This is a genomic window from Nocardiopsis yanglingensis (assembly GCF_045809185.1).
GTDB lineage: Bacteria > Pseudomonadota > Gammaproteobacteria > Xanthomonadales > Xanthomonadaceae > Stenotrophomonas > Stenotrophomonas yanglingensis.
This window is the reverse complement of record NZ_JBJNRH010000001.1, coordinates 59,837-78,295: the sequence shown is the minus strand read 5'-3', so window position 1 is coordinate 78,295 and position 18,459 is coordinate 59,837. Positions and strand designations below refer to the sequence as shown.

The window sequence follows — 18,459 nt, the reverse complement described above, 5'->3', positions numbered from 1 at the left end:
GCGGCGCGTCACCGCCGCCCCGATATCGCGTCAGAACCGGTAGCGCGCCCCCAGCGAGACGAACTGCCCGCGCAGGTTGTACTGGCTGATATCGAAGCCATTGGAGCCGCCGGCCGGATCGAACGGCGGGTCCTTGTCGGTCAGGTTCAGCACAGACAGCGACAACGTGGTGTTGGGAATACCGTCGTAGGCCACGTACAGGTCCAGCTGGTGATACGGCTTGATGCGGTCGCGCAGCCCCGGGTTGCTGGTGGCCGTCGCCACGCGCTGATCGTAGCCGCTCACGTATTGCAGGCTCAGCGTGCTGCTCCAGTCGCCCACCGCCCAGTTCAACGACGTGGTGCCGCGGCTGCGCGGCAGCGCGCCGTGGCGGTTGTTGCCGGCTCCCTCGTACGGGGCCTGGCCGGCCACCAGCGGCTGCTTGAAGCTGAGCAGATGGGTCCAGCTGCCGGCGACGGTGAAGTTGCCCCAGCCCTCGGTGCGGAAGGTGTGGTTGGCGTCCAGGTCCAGGCCCGAGGTGGTCAGCTCGCCCTGGTTGGCATACTGGTTGGTGATGAACTGGATGCGTCCCTGTGCATCGCGCTGCACGCGCCCGGGGAACAGCGTCGGGTTGTCGACGATGAACTGCGCGCTGTCCGGCTTGACCAGGTTGTCCTGCTCGATGCGGTACCAGTCCAGGCCGATGCTGGTGTCGCCATCCGGCGACCACACCGCGCCCACGTTGAAATTGCGCGAGCGTTCGGCCTTCAGGTCCGGGTTGCCGGTGCGGATGTTGGTCACTCCACGGCTGCCGCCGGGCTGCAGCGGATCCAGCGGATCGATCACCGAGCCGTAGCTGACGGTCTGGCCCGGCGCGATTTCCGGCAGCGACGGCGCACGGAAGCCACGCGAGAACGAGCCGCGCAGCAGCAGGCTGTCCAGCGGCTGCCAGCGCAGCGCCACCTTCGGCGAGAACGCCTTGCCGAAATCATCGTAACGGTCGCCGCGACCGGCCAGCTGCAGTTCCAGCGTGCGGTGCAGCGGTACGCTCAGCTCGGCGTAGGCAGCGCTGACCTGCCGTTCGCCGTTGACCACGTTGATCGCCGGGCGTAGCTCGGTGCCCGACAGCACCTGTGCACTGGTACGCGCGTCCAGTGATTCCTTGCGGAACTCGGCACCCCAGGCGAAGCCGACCGCACCGGCCGGCAGCTCCCACAGCGAGGTCGAGGCCTTCACATTCAACGAGTGCAGCTTGTACCAGCCCGGGCGCTTGGTCTGCAGGCGCAGTGCATCCAGCGCCCCTGGCGTGCTGGACGGGTTGAGGAAGTTGTAGCTGCCATCGCGCAGGATCTGTTCGAACGCGTAGCGGTTGACGAAGTTGTCCACGTATTCGCGCTGCGCGCTCTGCGAGGTCAGCGCCGCCACTTCCCAGTCCCAGCGCTCGCCGCTGCCGCGCACGCCGGCCAGGGCGCGGTAGAAGACCTGCGTATTGTCCTTCAGGCGCGGGCCGAGATCGAAGAAGGTGTACTCGAACGGCAGCGGCGTGTTGCCCGGGTTGTTCGGGTGGCCGACCGGCAGCACCGCCGGTACGTCGATCAGGGTGCCGGTGGCCGGGTTGTAGGCACGTAGGCCGGGTCCGACGGTCAACGGCGCGCTGAAGATCTGGTCAGCCTTGTTGTGGCTGTACAGCACGTCGGTGAAGGCCTCGACGCTGTCGTTGAAGCGGTAGGTCGCACTCAACGACGCCTGCAGGCGCTCGGCGCCGGGCTGCAGGGTCTTGAACGGTTGCGCGTTGAAGGCGCAGGCCTGGCCGGGCAGGGTGCTGCCGAAGTCGCTGTAGGGGCGCAGTTGGCTGCCGTCTGGGCAGTTGGCGAACGGCTGCGGTGCGCGTGGGTTGGACAGCCAGTTGCCACCGGCAGTGGACCAGCCGGCCAGGCGGCCACCGGGCTTGTCGCGGAAATCGCCGCTGCGGGTATAGGCGCGGTCGTCGCCATCGAGGCGGTCGCGCTTGAGCAGGTCCAGCCCGAACAGCACGTTCCAGCCCTGCTGTTCGAGGTCGCCGAAGCCGGCCAGCAGGTTGGCCTTGCGCTCGTCCAGGCCGCCCTGGGTGGCGGTACCGAAGCCGCCGCCCACTTCCACGCCCTGGAAGTTCTTGCGCAGGATGATGTTGATGACGCCGGCAATGGCATCGGAGCCGTACACCGCCGAGGCGCCATCCTTCAGCACTTCGATGCGCTCGACCGCGCTGATCGGCAGTGCGTTGAGGTCGACGAAGGTGTCCTGGGTATTGAGTGCAAAGCCGAAGTTGGAGACTCGATAGCCGTTGACCAGCACCAGCGTGTTCTTTGGCGACAGGCCGCGCAGGCCGATCGACGCCGAGCCGGCGGCGAAGCTGCCGGTGTACTGCTCGTCGAAGCTGTTGCCGGCATTGGCCGACAGGTTGCGCAGCACGTCGGTGAGGGTGGAACGACCGGTCTGTTCGATCTGTTCGCGGCTGACGATCTGCACCGGGTTGGGCCCGGCGGTATCGCTGCGCTTGATGTTGGAGCCGGTCACCAGCACGGTGCCCAGGGTGGTGCTGTCCTTGCCGGAGTCGGCGGTTTCAGCGGCGCCGGCAGCGCCGGCGGTGAGGCCCAGCGCGATGGCGCCGGCAAGCAGGTTCAGGGTGGTGCGGTACATGGAAGCGACAACGCCGAACGGGGGAGGAGTCGTCAGTACCGCACGCAGCCACGTGCGCCTTCCAATGACGAAAGCGCATTCAGTTATACATCACAGGTTCTTAACGAAATGATTGGCCCTGTTATCGACCGGTGCGGTGGGGGCGGACCGATCTGTGGTGGGTGCCGACTGGTCTGTGGTGGGTGCGGACCGTTGGTCCGCACGCTCCTGTAGAGCCGAGCCTACGCTCGGCTCCGCACACTGACCGGAAAGCAGCCGAGCATGGCTCGGCTACAGAAGGCAATGCCAGCCCATCAAGGCCGCAGCAGCACCTTGCCATTGCGGCCTGAACCGGCACCGGCCTTCGCCGCCTTGGCGATGTCGTCCAGTGCGAAGACCTGCTCCACCGGCAGCGTCAGCTCGCCACTGGCCGCGCGCTTGAGCAGCTCGCCAACCAGCCGGCGCTTGTCCTCCACCGCCATCGCCTGGCTGACCTTGCTGCCCCAGAAGCCCTTCACCGTGGCTTCCTTGTAGATCAGGCCACCGGCGGGAATGCGCATGGGTTCGCCGCTCATCACACCGAACGACACCAGGGTGCCGTGGTGGCCGAGCAGGTCGACCAGATCGCCGCTGGCGTCGCCGCCGATCGAATCCACCGCAGCAGCCGCCTGCGCTTCGCCGGTCGCTTCACGCACGCGATCCTTCCAGCCGTCCACCGAAGTGTCGAACACATGATCGATGCCCAGCGCTTCCAACTGCGCGACCGCATCGGCATTGCGCACCAGGTTGGCCACATGCACGCCACGCGCACGCGCCAGCATCGCCAGCGACTTGCCCACTGCGCCGTTGGCGGTGTTCTGCACGATCCACTGGCCCGCTTCGACGTGCAGGAATTCCAGCAGCATCAGCGCGCTCAGCGGCATCGCGATCAGCTGTGCGGCCATTTCGTCGGGGATCGCCTCCGGCATCGGAATCACCATGCGTGCCGGCGCGATGAAGACTTCAGCCCAGGTACCGTGCACCGAGGCGGCGGCAACCCGCTGGCCGATCTGCAGACCGTCGACGCCATCACCGAGTGCATCGACCACGCCCAGCGCTTCACTGCCACCAATCGCCGGCAGCGCTGGCTTGTAGCCATACAGGCCGCGCACGGTCAGCAGGTCGTGGTTGTGGATCGAGGCCAGCACGGTGCGGATGCGCACCTCGCCGGGGCCGGGCTCGGGCAGGGGCGCTTCGGCAATGGCAAGGACCTCGGCCGGGTCGCCGAAGGAGGGGTATTGGGCAGCGCGCATGGGCGGTGTTCCGGGGAAAGTTGATGTTGTATCGAACTGGGGACGCAGGCGCTGTCGACAAGGCGCCGCAGGTGCAACACGGCATCCTGCGACTGATCGTCGCGACATGTGCTGATTACCGCATCTTGTGTTGACGAGTTCCGATATCCCCACTATGTTGTGGCCGTCACTCCCGGTCAGCCGCCGCCGCCGGACATGCAGCAAACGTCCCGCGGCCCGCCCCTGAAGGCTTGCCGTGTCGACGCGGCCGCCATCGTGCGGACCCAGATCGCCCCCACGGCCCGGATACCGGCCGCAGGCGCAGGCTGTTGCCGACGATCTGGTGTTCCCGCGCTTTGGCATCCCACCCCGACCGCCCCGTGCGCCGGTATCGCGTGCAGGGCCGCCATGGCATCGACCGCCAACGCGCGTGCGAGCCTGGAGTTTCACCACCATGACCGACAGTACCTTCCGCGTGGCCGATCTGGCCGGCGCTGGCGACGCCTTGCGCGCCGGTGGCGAGCGCGTGCCGACCTGGATCACCAAAGAGGCCGGCAACCGTCGCCTGCCGTTCGAGGCCGAGCGCCTGCAGCGCAGCATCGACGCCGTGCATGCCGAGTTCCCGCAGCTGGATGTGAGCGACTACCGCCGCGTGGTGCAGGCGATGGTCGAGCGCAAGCCCAGTATCAGCGCCGATGATCTGGTCGATCTGCTGATCCGTGAGGCCGAGTCGCGGGTGGACCTGGTCGCGCCAGAGTGGGAACAGTTTGCAGCGCGCATCTACCTGCGCCGCCTGTACAAGCGCGCCAGCCGCAACCGCTTCTACGATGTCGGCCTGAAGTACGGCTCGTATGTGGGCCTGCAGGAAAGCCTGGCCGACCGCGGCATCTACAGCAACGACATCCTGCGCTGCTATTCCAAGGAAGAGCTGCAGCAGGCCGGCGAGATGATCGACCCGGAACGCGACCGCCTGTTCGCCTACAACGGCCTGTACCTGTTGGCCACGCGCTATCTGGCCAGCGACCGCAGCCGCGAAGTCTACGAACTGCCGCAGGAGCGCTGGCTGACCATCGCGCTGTACCTGATGCAGGAGGAAAAGCCGCGCGAGCGGCGCATGCAGCTGGTCGGCGAGGCCTACTGGGCGCTGTCCAACCTGTACATGACGGTAGCCACGCCGACGTTGGCCAATGCGGGCAAGGTGGGTGGGCAGCTGTCCAGCTGCTTCATCGACACGGTGGACGACAGCCTGCAGGGCATCTATGACTCCAACACCGATATCGCCCGCGTGTCCAAGCACGGCGGCGGTGTGGGTGCCTACCTGGGCTACGTGCGCAGCAGCGGCGCGCCGATCCGGGGCGTAGCCAATTCCTCCGGTGGCGTGGTGCCGTGGATCAAGCAGCTCAACAACACTGCGGTGTCGGTCGACCAGCTTGGCCAGCGCAAGGGTGCGGTGGCGGTGTACCTGGACATCTGGCACCGCGACATTGAAGCCTTCATGGACCTGCGCCTCAACAACGGCGACCAGCGCCTGCGCGCGCACGATGTGTTCACGTCGGTGTGCGTGCCCGACCTGTTCATGGAAGCGGTCGAGCGTCGCGCCGACTGGTACCTGTTCGATCCGCACGAGGTGAAGCAGGCCAAGGGCTGGTATCTGCAGGACTTCTACGACGAGAAGCGTGGTTCGGGCAGCTTCCGTGACCGCTACGCCGAGCTGGTGGCCGATGAGCGCATCAGCCGCCGCACGGTGAAGGCCATCGATCTGTTCAAGCGGATCATGCTCAGCCAGCTGGAGACCGGCAACCCGTTCCTGTTCTACCGCGACGAGGTCAACCGCCGGAACCCGAACAAGCACGCGGGCATGATCTATTCCAGCAACCTGTGCACCGAGATCCTGCAGAACATGAGCCCGACGCGGATGATCCAGGAGATCGTCAGCGGCGACCAGATCGTGACTACGCGTCGCGCGGGCGACTTCGTGGTCTGCAACCTGTCCTCGATCAACCTCGGCCGTGCGATCAGTGCACCGGATGACCTGCTGGCCACCGACGTGCTGGAGCGCCTGATCCCGATCCAGGTGCGCATGCTCGACAACGTGATCGACCTCAATGCGCTGCCGGTGCCGCAGGCCACCATCACCAACCGCAAGTACCGCGCCATCGGTCTGGGCACCTTCGGCTGGCACCACCTGTTGGCGCAGCAGGCGATCCAATGGGAATCACCGGATGCCGAACAGCTGGCCGACCGCCTGTACGAGCGCATCAACTTCCTGACCATCCAGGCCAGCGCGCAGCTGGCGAAGGAAAAGGGCAGCTACCCGATGTTCGCCGGCAGCGACTGGCACAACGGCCGCTACTTCAGCGATCGCGACTACAGCGGCGCGGCCTGGGACAGCCTGGCCCGCGAGGTCGCCACGCACGGCCTGCGCAACGGTTGGCTGCTGGCCGTGGCGCCGAACATGAGCACCGCACAGATTGCCGGTTCCACCGCTTCGATCGACCCGATCTACAGCGCGTTCTACTACGAGGAAAAGAAGGACTTCCGGCGGCCGGTAGCAGCACCGGGGCTCTCGCTGGAAACCTGGCCTTACTACGAGAAGGGCGCCTACAAGGTCGACCAGTTCGCCAGCGTGCGCCAGAACGCGCGCCGCCAGCGCCACGTCGACCAGTCGATCAGCTTCAACCTGTACGTGCCCAGCACCATCCGCGCCAGCACGCTGCTGGAGCTGCACCTGAGTGCCTGGCGCGAGGGCCTGAAGACCACCTACTACGTGCGCTCCAACGATATCGACATCAGCGAATGCGAGTGGTGCTCCAGCTGACCGTCGGCGATCCACGGTAGTGCCGGCCGCTGGCCGGCAACACGATAGAAAGAGAACGAAGGCAGAAAACCATGGCAACCCCTCTCGACCGCATCAAGATCCTCGAACCACGCCATCCCAACCGCAGCACCGGCATCATCAACGGCCGCACCAGCGGCATCCTCAACTGGAACGACATCCCGTACCCGTCGTTCTATCGGGCCTACAAGGAGCTGTCGACCAACTTCTGGATTCCCGACGAGGTCGACATGAAGCTGGATGCCCGCCAGTACGGCGAGCTCAACGCGCGTGAGAAGAACGCCTACGACTCGATCATCGGCCTGCTGGCCACGCTCGACTCACCGCAGACCCGCTTCATCTACAACGTGGCCGAGTACATTACCGACCCGGCCGCGCATGCCAATGCGGCGATCATCGGCCAGCAGGAAGTGATCCACAACGAGAGCTACAGCTACGTGCTGGCCTCGATCACCGACCTGCCGAACCAGAACCGCATTTTCGAGATCGCCCGCACCCACCCGACCATCATCAAGCGCAATGCACCGATCATGGGTGCGTACGACGACTTCATGCGCGAGAAGACCGCCGAAACCCTGCTGAAGTCGCTCATTCAGTCCTCGATCCTGGAGGGCATCAACTTCTATTCCGGGTTTGCGTACTTCTACAACATGGTGCGGCAGAACCGCATGAACGGTACGGGCAAGATCATCAGCTTCATCAACCGTGACGAGCTGGCGCATACCAAGTTCATCAGCGAGCTGATCCGCGCCATCATCGGTGAGAACCCTGAGCTGCAGACCAACGAGTTGACCGCCTACGTACACCAGTCGTTCGAACATGCGATCGAGCTGGAGACGCAGTGGTCGTCGGAGGTGCTGGACGGCATCGATGGCATCGACGTGGACGAGATGGTGCGCTACGTGAAGTACCGCGCCAACAAGATGGCCGGCATGCTCGGCATCGAGCGCCTGTACAGCGACACCACCGACAACGTGATGCCGTGGATCAAGGCCTACGCCGACAACTTCACCGAAACCAAGACCGACTTCTTCGAGATGCGCAATGCAAGTTACAAGAAGACCAACGTCGACAACGGCTTCGACGACCTCTGAGTCGGGTGAAGCGCTGAGCATTCTGCTGGTGGTGGCCTCGCTGAGTGGCAATACCCGCGAGCTCGGCCGGCAGATCGCCGAGCGCTGCCGCGCTGCCGGCCATGCGGTGCACTGGCAGGAGGCCGACGACCTGCGCCAGGCACCGCCGCTGGCGGCCGACGAGGCTGACCTGGTGCTGCTGGGCTGCTGGACCGACAACGCCGGCCGCACGCCTTCGGAGATGAAGGCGTGGGTGGCCGGTATTGCCGAGCGCGGCGAGCGGCCACGGCAGCTGGCGGTGTTCGGCACCGGCGAAACGCAGTGGGGGCAGGAGTACTACTGCGGTGCCGTGCACCGGCTGGTCCGCTATTTCCGCAGCGACTATCCGCCGCTGGAGATCGAACAGATGCCGCATGGCCAACGCCATGCCGGGGCCATCGAGGCCTGGACCGATGCGGTCCTGGCCCATTACTGGAGCAACTGCGATGCAGATCATCGACGCCACCACGCCTGAGCAGTTCCAGCAGCTGCTGGCCGAACACCCGCGGGTGCTGGTGGATTTCCACAAGGACCAGTGCCCGGGGTGCCGGATGCTGGAGATGTCGCTGCATCGCGTGGCGACCAGCAGTGCAGGGCAGGGGACCACCCTGCTGCGCGTGCAGCTGGAAGTGCTGGGCGAGGCGTTCTTCAAGGAACTGGGTCTGCGGCAGACGCCGACGCTATCCCTGTTCCGTGACGGCGACGAACGCACCCGCCTGGCCGGATTCCAGTCGCCGCAGCAGATCGAGGCCGCGATCGCGCTGCATCTGTAGCGCGGAGGTGGCGGGGTCAGAGCCCTTGCCAGAGGCAAGGGCTCTGACCCCGGCATTGGCGTCACCCGCCGGCGAAGGTATCCACCAGCAGTTTCACGTTCAACACCACGATCACCAGCGCGATCACCCAGGCGATCGCGCCCAGCCAACGCGGTGCGACCAAGGCTCCCATGGTCACTTTGTCGGTCACGATCCGCACCAGTGGGATGATCGCGAACGGCAGCTGCATCGACAGGACCACCTGGCTCAGTACCAGCAGCTTCACCGCGCCCTGGTCGCCGAACAGCATGATCACCACCACCACCGGAATGATTGCCAGTGCGCGCGTGATCAGCCGCCGCAGCCACGGTGGCAGGCGCAGGTGCAGGAAGCCTTCCATCACGATCTGGCCAGCCAGCGTGGCGGTCACCGTCGAATTCAGGCCGGAGGCCAGCAGGGCCACCGCGAACAACGTCGCCGCTGCGCCCACACCCAGCATTGGTGCCAGCAGCTGGTGCGCCTGCTCGATGTCTTCCACGTCGAAACGGCCATTGGCATGGAACACCGCCGCCGCCAGGATCAGGATGCTGGCATTGATGAACAGCGCCAGGGTCAGTGCAATGGTGCTGTCGGTCACCGCCCAGCGCAGCGCGCTGCGGCGGCCTTCATCGGTACGCGGGTAGGCGCGGGTCTGCACGATGGAGGAATGCAGGTACAGGTTGTGCGGCATCACCGTGGCGCCAATGATGCCGATGGCGATGTACAGCGCATGCGGATCGGTCACCACCTGTGCGCGCGGTATGAAGCCGCCCAGCACCGCCATCACCGGCGGCGCCGCCATCGCGATCTGCACCACGAAGCACGCGAAGATCACCATCAGCAGCGCGATCACGAAGGCTTCCAGTGCACGGAAACCTCGGTTCATCAGCAGCAGCACCAGCAGCGTATCCAGCGCAGTGATCACCGCGCCCCACAGCAGCGGCAGGTCGAACAACAGCTTCAAGGCGATTGCGGTGCCGATCACCTCGGCCAGGTCGCAGGCGATGATTGCCGCCTCGCACAGTGCCCACAGCGCCAGGTTCACCGGCTTCGGGCAACGCGCGCGGCAGGCCTGCGCCAGGTCCATGCCGGTGGCGATGCCGAGCCGCGCCGACAGCGCCTGCAGGATCACCGCCATCAGGTTGGAAATGAGGATGACCGACAGCAGCAGGTAGCCGAAGCGCGAACCGCCGGCGAGGTCGGTGGCCCAGTTGCCCGGGTCCATGTAGCCGACCGAGATCATGTAGCCCGGGCCGAGGAAGGCCAGCAGGCGGAACCACCAGTGTCCCTTGTCGGGCACCGCGACCGAGGCGTTGAGCGCACCGAGGCTGGCCGGAGTGGAGGCCGAAGGGTCGCGGGGCACCAGGGTGTTCATGGGTCCGAATATAGCTCCTGCTATAGTCATTAGCAATGTGAAACAATCGTCTTTATCGCGTTACTGGTCCAGAATTCAGGTTCAACACCGGAGTACACCGGAAGGACAGGCGCAGGCGTGGGCAAGACCGACGATTCGACATCGCTGAAAAGCACCCCCTTGATCGAGGCCGAGCGCCAGGTCGAGAGCTTCCGGCAGGTACGCGAGGCGCACCGGATGGAGCTGGTGGAGGACTATGTCGAGCTGATCTCGGACCTGCTGGCCGACGGCGGCGAGGCCCGCCAGGTCGACATCGCCACCCGCCTCGGCGTGGCCCAGCCCACCGTGGCGAAGATGCTGCGGCGGCTGGCCCGTGACGGCTGGGTGGTGCAGCGGCCCTACCGCGGTGTGTTCCTGACCCCGGAAGGCGAGGCGCTGGCCCATGCCAGCCGTCAGCGCCACCAGACCGTGGAGCGTTTCCTGCTGGCGCTGGGTGTGGACCCGGATACCGCACGGCGCGATGCCGAGGGTATCGAACACCATGTAAGCGAACAGACGTTGGCGTTGTTCGAAGCGTTCGTGCGCAAGGCCGAGGGCGGGGCGCCGTAACGGTAGCGCCGGGCCATGCCCGGCGGGTGTCCGTGTGGTGGCGGAATCAGGTGTTCTGTAGAGCCGAGCCATGCTCGGCTGCCGTTCGCGCGGTGATGGAATCAGTCGAGCATGGCTCGACTCTACAAATGCATCCACGCATGGCGTGGATCTACTTGCGGAATCTGCTTTTGTTCGCGCGACCCTACAATCCAGGCGGACATCGCGCCTGCTGCTGCGCGCACGCCCGTTTCGTCCATTCCTTCAACACCGGCTGCAGGCCATCGTAGCGGCGGCCGTGCCAGCCATTGGCAAGTACATTCCCGTCGGCATCGATCAGCACCAGGTTCGGCGGTGCCAACCCGGCCAGGGCCTGCAGCGCAGGCATGCGCGCGGCGCGGCGCGGGTCCAGCACCGGCCACGGCATCTCCTGCGCATGCATGTAGCGGCGCAGCGCGGCCTCGCTCTCATCCAGGCTGACGTAGACCACTTCGGTATCGGCGCCTGCCTCGCGCAACGCGTCACGCACGCTGCGCAGTGTGGGTACGAAGGCATGGCAGGGGGCGCACCAGTCGGCGCCGAAGTACAGCGCCACCAGTTTCGGCGGAGGTGACCACTTCATCGGTCGCAGCGAGCGCTGTTCCGGCCGCATCAGCGAGGACGAGACCTGCGCGTGCAGGTCCGCAGCCGTCGCCGGTGTGGCCAGCAGCACGGCACAGGCCAGCAACAACGCCCGTAGTGGCTTAGAACGCATAGCGCAGGTTGACGTACCACGAGCGCGCGAAGCGCGGCCCATAGACATAGTCGCTGTCACGCAGCGCACCTACCTCCAGATCCTTCTGGCGCTGGTCGAACACGTTCTTGACGCCTGCGGCCACTGACACTTCCTGCTGCGCATGCGCGCCCAGGTGACGGTGCCAGCGCGCACCGAGGTCGGTGACCAGGAACGAACGCGTGCGGTGCAACTCGCCCAGGCGGTTGTTCAGCACTGACATCGGGCCGGTGTGGCGCAGCGCGACGAAGGTCTCCCACGGCTCGGCGGGCATCCAGCTGAGCTGGGCCAGGCCGGTCCAGCGTGGGGTCTTCAGGTAGTCGCGGCTTTCAATGACGGTGTCGCCGCCGTCGCCGGTGTCGTCAAAGATGCGCTGCGGTTCACGGAAGCGCGAGCGGTACCACGAGGCACCGGCGGTCAGGCGCCACTGTGGCGACGGCTGCCAGCTGAGGTTGGTTTCCGCGCCCAGCACGTTGGAGCCGGAAGCGTTGTAGCGCAGCTGGCTCAGCTGGCCGTCATCGCCGCGCTGGATCTCGCCCAGCGCGAAGGTGTCGCGGATGCGCGCATACGAGGCGGTGGCATCCCAGCTCCAGACCGGATTGGCCGGGTCCGATCGCCAGTCGAAGCCGAACAGGGTGGTCAACGCGCGCTCTTCCTTCAGGCCATCGGTGTTGCGCACGCGCACCTGTTCGCCGCCGAGGGTATCGACATGCACATCCTCGACGAAGATCTCCGGTGCACGGAAGCCGGTGGCGATACCGGCGCGCCATTTCAGGCTCGGGGTAGCCTGCCAGGCCAGCGCGATGCGCGGCGAGAACACCGCGCTGTCCAGCTCCGAGCTCTTGTCCACGCGTGCGCCCAGCACCAGGTCGACGTCGTCGCGCAGGCTCCATTCGTCCTGGATGAAGGCCCCCAGGTTGTGGAAGGTAGCGTCCTCCAGCACCGCAAGGCGCTGGCCGTCACCGGTGCGATTGTCGTCGCGCAGCGCCTCGTGCTTGTACTGCACGCCAAAGGCCAGCGCGTGTGCGCCCAACCGCCAGTTCAACTGGCTGTCGATATAGTGCAGCGGGTTGTGGGTGCGCCCGTACTGGCGCCACGAACGCGAGGCCGCGCTGCCGGCGACGTTGGGGTCCAGCTGCGACGGGTCATAGCCGGGCGCGGACGGATCGGTGACCACGTCGCCAAGACCGCCATAGAAACTGTCGCGGTCGATGTCGGCGAAGGCATAGGCCAGGCGGAAATCGACGTCAGCATTGATCTCCTGATCCCACGACACGCTGCCGCGCCGGTACTTCGTATCCAGCGATTCGGCGATGTTGGCCAGGTATTCGGGCTGGTCCAGGCGGTTGCCGCCGCGGCGGGTTTCATCGGTCACCTGCAGGTCCAGGCGCAGCCGTGTGCCCGGTGTGGGCGCATACCAGGCCTGCAGTCCGCCGACCTTGAGGTTCTTGCGGGTGATCTCGGTGTAGCCGTCACCGTTGTAGTCGATGCCGCTGTTCCAGTTGCGTTGGGCAATCACCGACAGCCCGGCGTCTGCGTCCTTGGCCACCAGGTCCAGCCGCACGTCGGCGTTCTTCTGCGGCGTGCCTTTCAGCACATCCACGCCGGCCTGCACGTGGCCACCGCTACGCGCCGGCAGCGGCGGGATCAGGTTGATCACACCGGCCACCGCGCCCGGTCCATACAGCGCCGAACCACCGCCCTTGACCACTTCGATGCGGTCGACGAACCCGGCCGGAATCTGTTCCAGGCCGTACACGCTGCCCAGCGTGGACAGCAGCGGGATGCCATCGAACAACAGTTGGTTGTAGGCGCCGGGCAGGCCCAGCAGCTGTACCTCGCTGGTGTTGCAGTTCTGGCAGTTGCTCTCCACGCGCAGACCGTTGATCAGCTCGGCGGCGCGCGAGAAGTCGGTGGCCGCACGCAGCGCGATGTCTTCCTTGCGCAGCACTTCGGTGCGGATCGGGACATCGGACAGCAGGCGTTCGCTGCGGGTGGCAGTGCTGACCTTGACCTGCACACGGTCCAGCTCGGTCGGCTTCGGAGTGGCTGCCACTGCGGGCAGTGGCAGGGTGAGGGCAATGGCGGCAGCCAGTGGCAGGCGGCGAAGGAGGGAAACGGGCATGAGGCGTCGTCCTTGGGGGAAGAAAGGCGGCGAGGGCGACCTGGCTGATGCATATGAAAGCAGCGGCTTATTAATATAGCAAGTGCTATATAACGAAGCCGCAGCAATTCCGTGTGGAGCGCTGGTCGAGTCAGATCATGAGCGTGTTATAACATTACATATAACGACCACAACCCTGCCGGTGGTCATGTACGGAGAATGGCGTTGCCGTGGCGGGCAGGGGAGATGGGGTCAGAGCCCTTTCCTTTGGAAAGGGATCCGACCCCGGAACGGATCGTCAGCCGCGGCGGAATGCGGCGGGGGTACGGGCGCCGACGATGATCATGCGGATCATCGTGGAGATCTGCTCGACCAGCTCCGGATCCTTCTCCGGCGGCAGGTCCATGGCGGTGGCGCCCATCGCGAACACCAGCCGGGTGATGGCCTTGGCCACCAGTTCCGGCGCATGCAGGACCGCGCCGTCCAATGCAGCCAGGCGCACCAGGTCGTGCTGCAGCTCTTCCTCGAAGTAGTGCAGCTCGCGTTCGACCGCGTGCTTGAAGTCGTCCGAGCCGACCGCGCCTTCTCGCAGCAGTACGTGCAGCAGCTTGTCGTCGGCGCGCAGCTGCTCCATGAAGGTCTCCACCGAGACCCGCACTACGCTGGTGGCGGTGGAGGTGGCGCGCTGGCGGGCCTCGCCGATGATGGTGCGCAGCGAGCGGCCGGCTGCATCGATCAGCGCCACGGCCAGTTCGTCCATGTCGCGGAACTGCCGGTAGAAGCTGTTCGGCGCGATGCCGGCCTCACGTGCCACTTCGCGCAGGCTGAGCGTGGACAGGCTGCGGTGCGGCCCGATCAGTTTCAGGGCGGCGGCCAGCAGATCCTCGCGGCTCACCGTACGGCGGGCCGGGCTGTTGGCATCTTCGGGCGTCGACAAGGCGGTGGCGGCGGCCATGGGGGTTCCGGTGGGGCGAGGCTGAATCATACCCAATCCGGTTCAATATACACATGTATACACAGGTGTATGTGCGCCCGTATAGTTCACTCATGAGCGCTGTCGTCCGTCCGTCCCTGTTCTCTCCGTACCGCTGGGTCTCGCCGTCGCTGTTCGATTTCTGGGCGGGCCAGCTCAATCCCCTGTGGACCCTGCGCGAGCCGGTGGCCTGCCTGGTCCGGCGCGAGCCGGCCGGCGAGGGCGCGGCGACCCTGGTCCTGCGCACCAACCGGCACTGGGCCGGCATGCGTGCCGGCCAGCACGTCACCCTCGGTGTCGAGATTGAAGGACGCCTGTGGCAGCGCAGCTACAGCCCCACCGCACTGGGGCGGCGCGAGCTGACGATCACCGTCAAGGCGGTCGATGGCGGCAGGGTCAGCCAACACTTGGTCAACCATGCGCAGCCGGGCGAACTGTTCCGCCTCGATGCCGCCTTCGGCGAATTCCATATGCCTGCCGCCGCGCCGGTCTTGCTGCTGGCGGCCGGCAGTGGCATCACGCCGATGCGCAGCCTGTTGCGCGACGCCTGCCAGCGCCCGCTGGCAGCACCGGTTGACCTGTTCTATTGGGAGCGCACGGCTGCCCATCTGCAGTTCCGTGATGAACTGCAGGCGCTGGCTGCGGCACATCCGAACCTGCGCGTGCATCTGCTCACCACCCGCGAGGGTGAGGCGCCGGCCGCGCGAATCGATACCCATGATCTGCAGGTGGCCGGTGATGACACGCCGCTTGCGCAGCGCCATGTGCTGGCCTGCGGCCCGGACGGCTTCGTTGCAACTGCGCGCGAACGCCTGGCGCACCAGGTGGCCGGCTTCCAGGCCGAAGCCTTCACCCCGCCGGCGCCGCTGCGCGATGCCAGCAGCGAAGGCGAGGTGTCGCTGACGCTTGCGCGCAGTGGCCGCCAGCTGAGCGTGCCGCGTGGCCGCTCGCTGCTGGAAAGCCTCGAGGCCCATGGCATCAAGCCCAAGCACGGCTGCCGCATGGGTATCTGCAACAGCTGCAGCTGTGACCGCGTCAGTGGCGCCACCCGCCACCTGCGCACCGGCGACCTGCAGTCCGAATCGGCACAGCCGGTGCGGATCTGCGTGAGCGCACCGACCACCGACCTGACCCTGGATCTCTGAGGACGCCTGCCATGACCCGCGCTACCGACCGTGCCCTGAGCACCGCCGAGATGCATGCCTTCGGTGAGGAGCTCGATGCGATCCGCGACCGTGTGATCGGCAGCCTCGGCGCCTCCGATACCCGCTACATCCGCCGCGTGGCTGCCGCCGTGCGCTGGTTCGGCGTGGGCGGCCGTGGCCTGCTGTTCCTGGCGGCATTCTCGCCGCTGTTCTGGATGCCGCTGCTGTGGCCGGCCGCGATCACCGGCACGCTGCTGCTGGCGCTGTCGAAGATCCTGGAGAACATGGAGCTGGGCCACAACGTCATGCACGGCCAGTTCGACTGGACCGGCGACCCCAAGCTCAACGGCAACACCTACGAGTGGGACATCGTTGCCACCGCCGACAACTGGCGCAAGACCCACAATTTCCGCCACCACACCTACACCAACGTGCGTGGCATGGACGATGACATCGGCTACGGCCTGCTGCGCATCTTCCCGGAACAGCGCTGGAAGCCGTTCTACCTGCTGCAGCCGATCATCGCGCCGATCTTCGCGCTGCTGTTCCAGTGGGGCGTTGCCGCGCAGGACCTGCGCCTGGGCCGTTGGCTGAAAGGTCGCATCAGCGGCCGTGCGATGTGGATGCAGACCCGCCCGGTGGCGCGGAAAATGGCCCGCCAGGTGCTGAAGGACTACGTGTTCTTCCCGCTGCTGGCCGGCCCGTTCTTCCTCACCGTGATGCTGGGCAACATGGTGGCCAATGGCCTGCGCAACATCTGGACCTACGTGATCATCTTCTGCGGCCACTTCACCGCCGAATCGGAAACCTTCCCGAAGGAGTGCCTGCGCAATGAGTCGCGCGGCCATTGGTACCTGCGCCAGCTGCGCGGTTCGTCCAATATCAGCGGCGGCTTCCTGATCAACGTGCTGTCGGGCAACCTCAGCCACCAGATCGAGCACCACTTCTACCCGGATCTGCCGGCCAACCGCTATGCAGCCATCGCCAAGGAAGTGAAGGATATCTGCCGTCGCTACGGCCAGCACTACAACAACGGCTCGCTGCCGCGCCAGTTCGGGCAGGTGGTCTGGCGCATCCTGCGCCACGCATTCCCGAGCAAGCCGCGCCGCCTGCCGATGTCGGACATCATGTCCGCACCGGCATCGGCCAACGCGGGCTGATCGACTCAGCCCGCTTTCGCCAGGTCCGTCTGCTCGCGGTCCAGGCGTCGCAGGAACACCTGCATTTCCTTGCGTGCCTGCTGGTCGCCCTTGCTGCCGGCCACGCTCAGCCCGCGCTGCCACGCTTCGCGCGCCGCCTGCGGTTGGCCACTGGCCAGCCAGGCCTTGCCCAGCAGCTTCCAGGCTGCCGAGTACTGCGGATCAAGCACCACGCAGCGGCCCAGATGGGTGGCCGCGCGCACCGGGTTGCCGGCATCCAGCCAGCCTTTGCCCAGGCCGAAGCGCAGCAGTGCGCCATCCTTGCCGCTGGCAAGCATGCATTCCAGGGCCTCGATGTTCACCCGCGCACCTCCACCAGCAGTTCGGCCGGTCCGGGCTGGAAACGGCCACGGTGGAACAGCAGCGGCGCACCACCGTTCTCGTGTACCGCGATGATGCGACCGGCCAGCAGCAGGTGATCACCCACCGGCCACTGCGCGTGGCGGGTACAGGTGAGATGCGCCACCGCACCGGCGATGCGCGGTGGCGCGTCTTCGTCGTCGTCCAGCAGTGGCAGGTCGTCGAAGCGGTTGCGTACCTGCGGATCGGCGAAGCGCCGTGCCAGTGCTTCCTGGTCCGCAGCCAGCACGCTGATCGCAAAGCGGGTGGCGCGCTGGAAGGTGGACAGGCTCTGTGCGTGCAGCGCCAGGTTCCACAACACCAGCGGCGGCTGCAGCGACACCGGTACGAATGAGTTGATGGTCAGGCCGACCGGTTTTCCCTGCGCATCGCGCGCGCAGACGATGGCCACGCCGGTCGGGAAATGGCCGAGCAGCCGCCGCAATGCACGCGGCGGCATCTCGACCGACGGCACCGGGGCCGGGGCGGGGAACACCCCCGCCCACGGCCCGGCGTACGGCAGTGTCTCGCCGCTCATGAGGCCCGGGCCTGGCGGTAGCGCCGGCCGACCTCGGCCCAGTTGATGATGTTGAAGAACGCACCGATGTAGTCCGGGCGGCGGTTCTGGTAGTGCAGGTAGTAGGCGTGTTCCCAGACGTCCAGTGCGAGGATCGGGGTATTGCCCGACAGTCCGACCGCTGCACCCATCAGCGGGCTGTCCTGGTTGGCGCTGCTTTCGACCTGCAGGTGGCCATCGCGATCGCTGGTCAGCCAGGCCCAGCCACTGCCGAAGCGGGTCTGCGCAGCCTTGGTGAAGGCGTCCTTGAAGGCGTCGAAACCGCCGAGGTCACGGTCAATGGCCGCGGCCAGCTCGTCATCGGGCGCGCCGCCGTTGGTGCTGAGCACGGTCCAGAACAGGCTGTGGTTGGCGTGCCCTCCACCGTTGTTGCGGACCGCGCCGCGCTGCGCCTCGGGCACGGCATCGAGGTTGGCGATCAGCGCCTCGACCGGTTGCTCGGCAAGGCCGGCCTGCTCGATGGCGGCATTGAGGTTGTTGACGTAGGTCTGGTGGTGCTTGCTGTGATGGATCTCCATCGTGCGCGCATCGAAATGCGGCTCGAGGGCGTCGTAGGCATAGGGCAGCGGGGGAAGCGAGTACGACATCGAAGCAATCTCCGTGGGGATGGCCAAGGGGCTGGCCGTGGGGAGACTGTTATCGCACCTCAACAATGGTTGAGGTCAAGAGATCAAGAGGTCAAGACGGAGACATGGTAGTGGCGGGCGCGGGGCGGCCATAAAAGACCGGGGGGGTGGCCGGCCCCGGGCGGCCCAACCCAA

General features: G+C 66.2%; 16 protein-coding genes. 7 read left to right on the top strand and 9 right to left on the bottom strand.

Going from position 1 to position 18,459, the window contains the following annotated elements; translation table 11 throughout:
- Nucleotides 1–30: 30 nt before the first annotated feature.
- Both ACJ7C5_RS00360 and ACJ7C5_RS00355 read right to left on the bottom strand, forming a co-directional pair.
- Nucleotides 31–2,658, bottom strand: a complete 2,628-nt coding sequence (locus ACJ7C5_RS00360) for a TonB-dependent receptor (RefSeq protein WP_412702749.1) — start codon at nucleotides 2,656–2,658, stop codon at nucleotides 31–33.
- A gap of 293 nt (nucleotides 2,659–2,951) precedes the next feature.
- A complete protein-coding gene (locus ACJ7C5_RS00355; protein ID WP_412702748.1) occupies nucleotides 2,952–3,929 on the bottom strand; it encodes a zinc-binding dehydrogenase in 978 nt (325 codons plus the stop codon).
- A gap of 433 nt (nucleotides 3,930–4,362) precedes the next feature.
- Between ACJ7C5_RS00355 and ACJ7C5_RS00350 the strand changes: the two genes are divergently transcribed.
- The 4 genes from ACJ7C5_RS00350 to ACJ7C5_RS00335 all read left to right on the top strand — a co-directional run bounded on the left by ACJ7C5_RS00350 (nucleotide 4,363) and on the right by ACJ7C5_RS00335 (nucleotide 8,629).
- Entirely contained in the window at nucleotides 4,363–6,726 is a 2,364-nt protein-coding gene (locus tag ACJ7C5_RS00350) for a ribonucleoside-diphosphate reductase subunit alpha (RefSeq protein ID WP_412702747.1), read from the top strand.
- 71 nt (nucleotides 6,727–6,797) lie between these two features.
- Complete coding sequence (locus tag ACJ7C5_RS00345) at nucleotides 6,798–7,838, top strand: ribonucleotide-diphosphate reductase subunit beta (RefSeq protein WP_024957408.1); 1,041 nt, start codon at nucleotides 6,798–6,800, stop codon at nucleotides 7,836–7,838.
- Nucleotides 7,839–7,866: 28 nt separating this feature from the next.
- Entirely contained in the window at nucleotides 7,867–8,331 is a 465-nt protein-coding gene (locus tag ACJ7C5_RS00340) for a flavodoxin (RefSeq protein WP_412702746.1), read from the top strand.
- Entirely contained in the window at nucleotides 8,303–8,629 is a 327-nt protein-coding gene (locus ACJ7C5_RS00335; RefSeq protein ID WP_094000797.1) for a thioredoxin family protein, read from the top strand. The genes ACJ7C5_RS00340 and ACJ7C5_RS00335 overlap by 29 nt, the downstream gene beginning before the upstream one ends.
- Before the next feature lie 61 nt (nucleotides 8,630–8,690).
- Here the strand turns inward: ACJ7C5_RS00335 and ACJ7C5_RS00330 are convergent, their stop codons facing one another.
- Nucleotides 8,691–10,022 (bottom strand): Nramp family divalent metal transporter, encoded by a 1,332-nt coding sequence (locus ACJ7C5_RS00330; RefSeq protein WP_412702745.1) that lies wholly within the window; start codon nucleotides 10,020–10,022, stop codon nucleotides 8,691–8,693.
- Nucleotides 10,023–10,139: 117 nt separating this feature from the next.
- Between ACJ7C5_RS00330 and mntR the strand changes: the two genes are divergently transcribed.
- The gene (mntR, locus tag ACJ7C5_RS00325) at nucleotides 10,140–10,610 is read left to right on the top strand and encodes a manganese-binding transcriptional regulator MntR (protein ID WP_014037494.1); all 471 of its coding nucleotides are present in this window, start codon (nucleotides 10,140–10,142) and stop codon (nucleotides 10,608–10,610) included.
- Between the two features lie 184 nt (nucleotides 10,611–10,794).
- On the opposite strand, the gene ACJ7C5_RS00320 is transcribed toward mntR, so the two are convergent.
- The 3 genes from ACJ7C5_RS00320 to fabR form a co-directional block, all read right to left on the bottom strand.
- The gene (locus ACJ7C5_RS00320; RefSeq protein WP_412702744.1) at nucleotides 10,795–11,343 is read right to left on the bottom strand and encodes a thioredoxin-like domain-containing protein; all 549 of its coding nucleotides are present in this window, start codon (nucleotides 11,341–11,343) and stop codon (nucleotides 10,795–10,797) included.
- On the bottom strand, nucleotides 11,333–13,486 hold the full coding sequence (locus ACJ7C5_RS00315) for a TonB-dependent receptor plug domain-containing protein (protein ID WP_412702743.1): 2,154 nt from the start codon (nucleotides 13,484–13,486) through the stop codon (nucleotides 11,333–11,335). Before ACJ7C5_RS00315 ends, ACJ7C5_RS00320 begins: the two co-directional genes overlap by 11 nt.
- A gap of 277 nt (nucleotides 13,487–13,763) precedes the next feature.
- On the bottom strand, nucleotides 13,764–14,420 hold the full coding sequence (gene fabR, locus ACJ7C5_RS00310; RefSeq protein WP_005409961.1) for an HTH-type transcriptional repressor FabR: 657 nt from the start codon (nucleotides 14,418–14,420) through the stop codon (nucleotides 13,764–13,766).
- 92 nt (nucleotides 14,421–14,512) lie between these two features.
- Here fabR and ACJ7C5_RS00305 point away from each other — a divergent pair, with 92 nt between their 5' ends.
- Nucleotides 14,513–15,583 (top strand): ferredoxin reductase, encoded by a 1,071-nt coding sequence (locus ACJ7C5_RS00305; RefSeq protein ID WP_412702742.1) that lies wholly within the window; start codon nucleotides 14,513–14,515, stop codon nucleotides 15,581–15,583.
- An 11-nt stretch (nucleotides 15,584–15,594) separates the two neighbouring features.
- A complete protein-coding gene (locus ACJ7C5_RS00300) occupies nucleotides 15,595–16,743 on the top strand; it encodes a fatty acid desaturase family protein (protein ID WP_005413710.1) in 1,149 nt (382 codons plus the stop codon).
- 5 nt (nucleotides 16,744–16,748) lie between these two features.
- On the opposite strand, the gene ACJ7C5_RS00295 is transcribed toward ACJ7C5_RS00300, so the two are convergent.
- Genes ACJ7C5_RS00295 through ACJ7C5_RS00285 form a run of 3 tightly spaced genes read right to left on the bottom strand, consistent with a single transcriptional unit; the run spans nucleotide 16,749 to nucleotide 18,285 of the window.
- Complete coding sequence (locus ACJ7C5_RS00295) at nucleotides 16,749–17,084, bottom strand: tetratricopeptide repeat protein (protein ID WP_082051077.1); 336 nt, start codon at nucleotides 17,082–17,084, stop codon at nucleotides 16,749–16,751.
- Entirely contained in the window at nucleotides 17,081–17,659 is a 579-nt protein-coding gene (locus tag ACJ7C5_RS00290) for a flavin reductase family protein (protein WP_097047777.1), read from the bottom strand. The genes ACJ7C5_RS00295 and ACJ7C5_RS00290 overlap by 4 nt, the downstream gene beginning before the upstream one ends.
- Nucleotides 17,656–18,285, bottom strand: coding sequence for a superoxide dismutase (locus tag ACJ7C5_RS00285; RefSeq protein WP_088026242.1), 630 nt, complete (start codon nucleotides 18,283–18,285; stop codon nucleotides 17,656–17,658). The genes ACJ7C5_RS00290 and ACJ7C5_RS00285 overlap by 4 nt, the downstream gene beginning before the upstream one ends.
- Nucleotides 18,286–18,459: the final 174 nt, after the last annotated feature.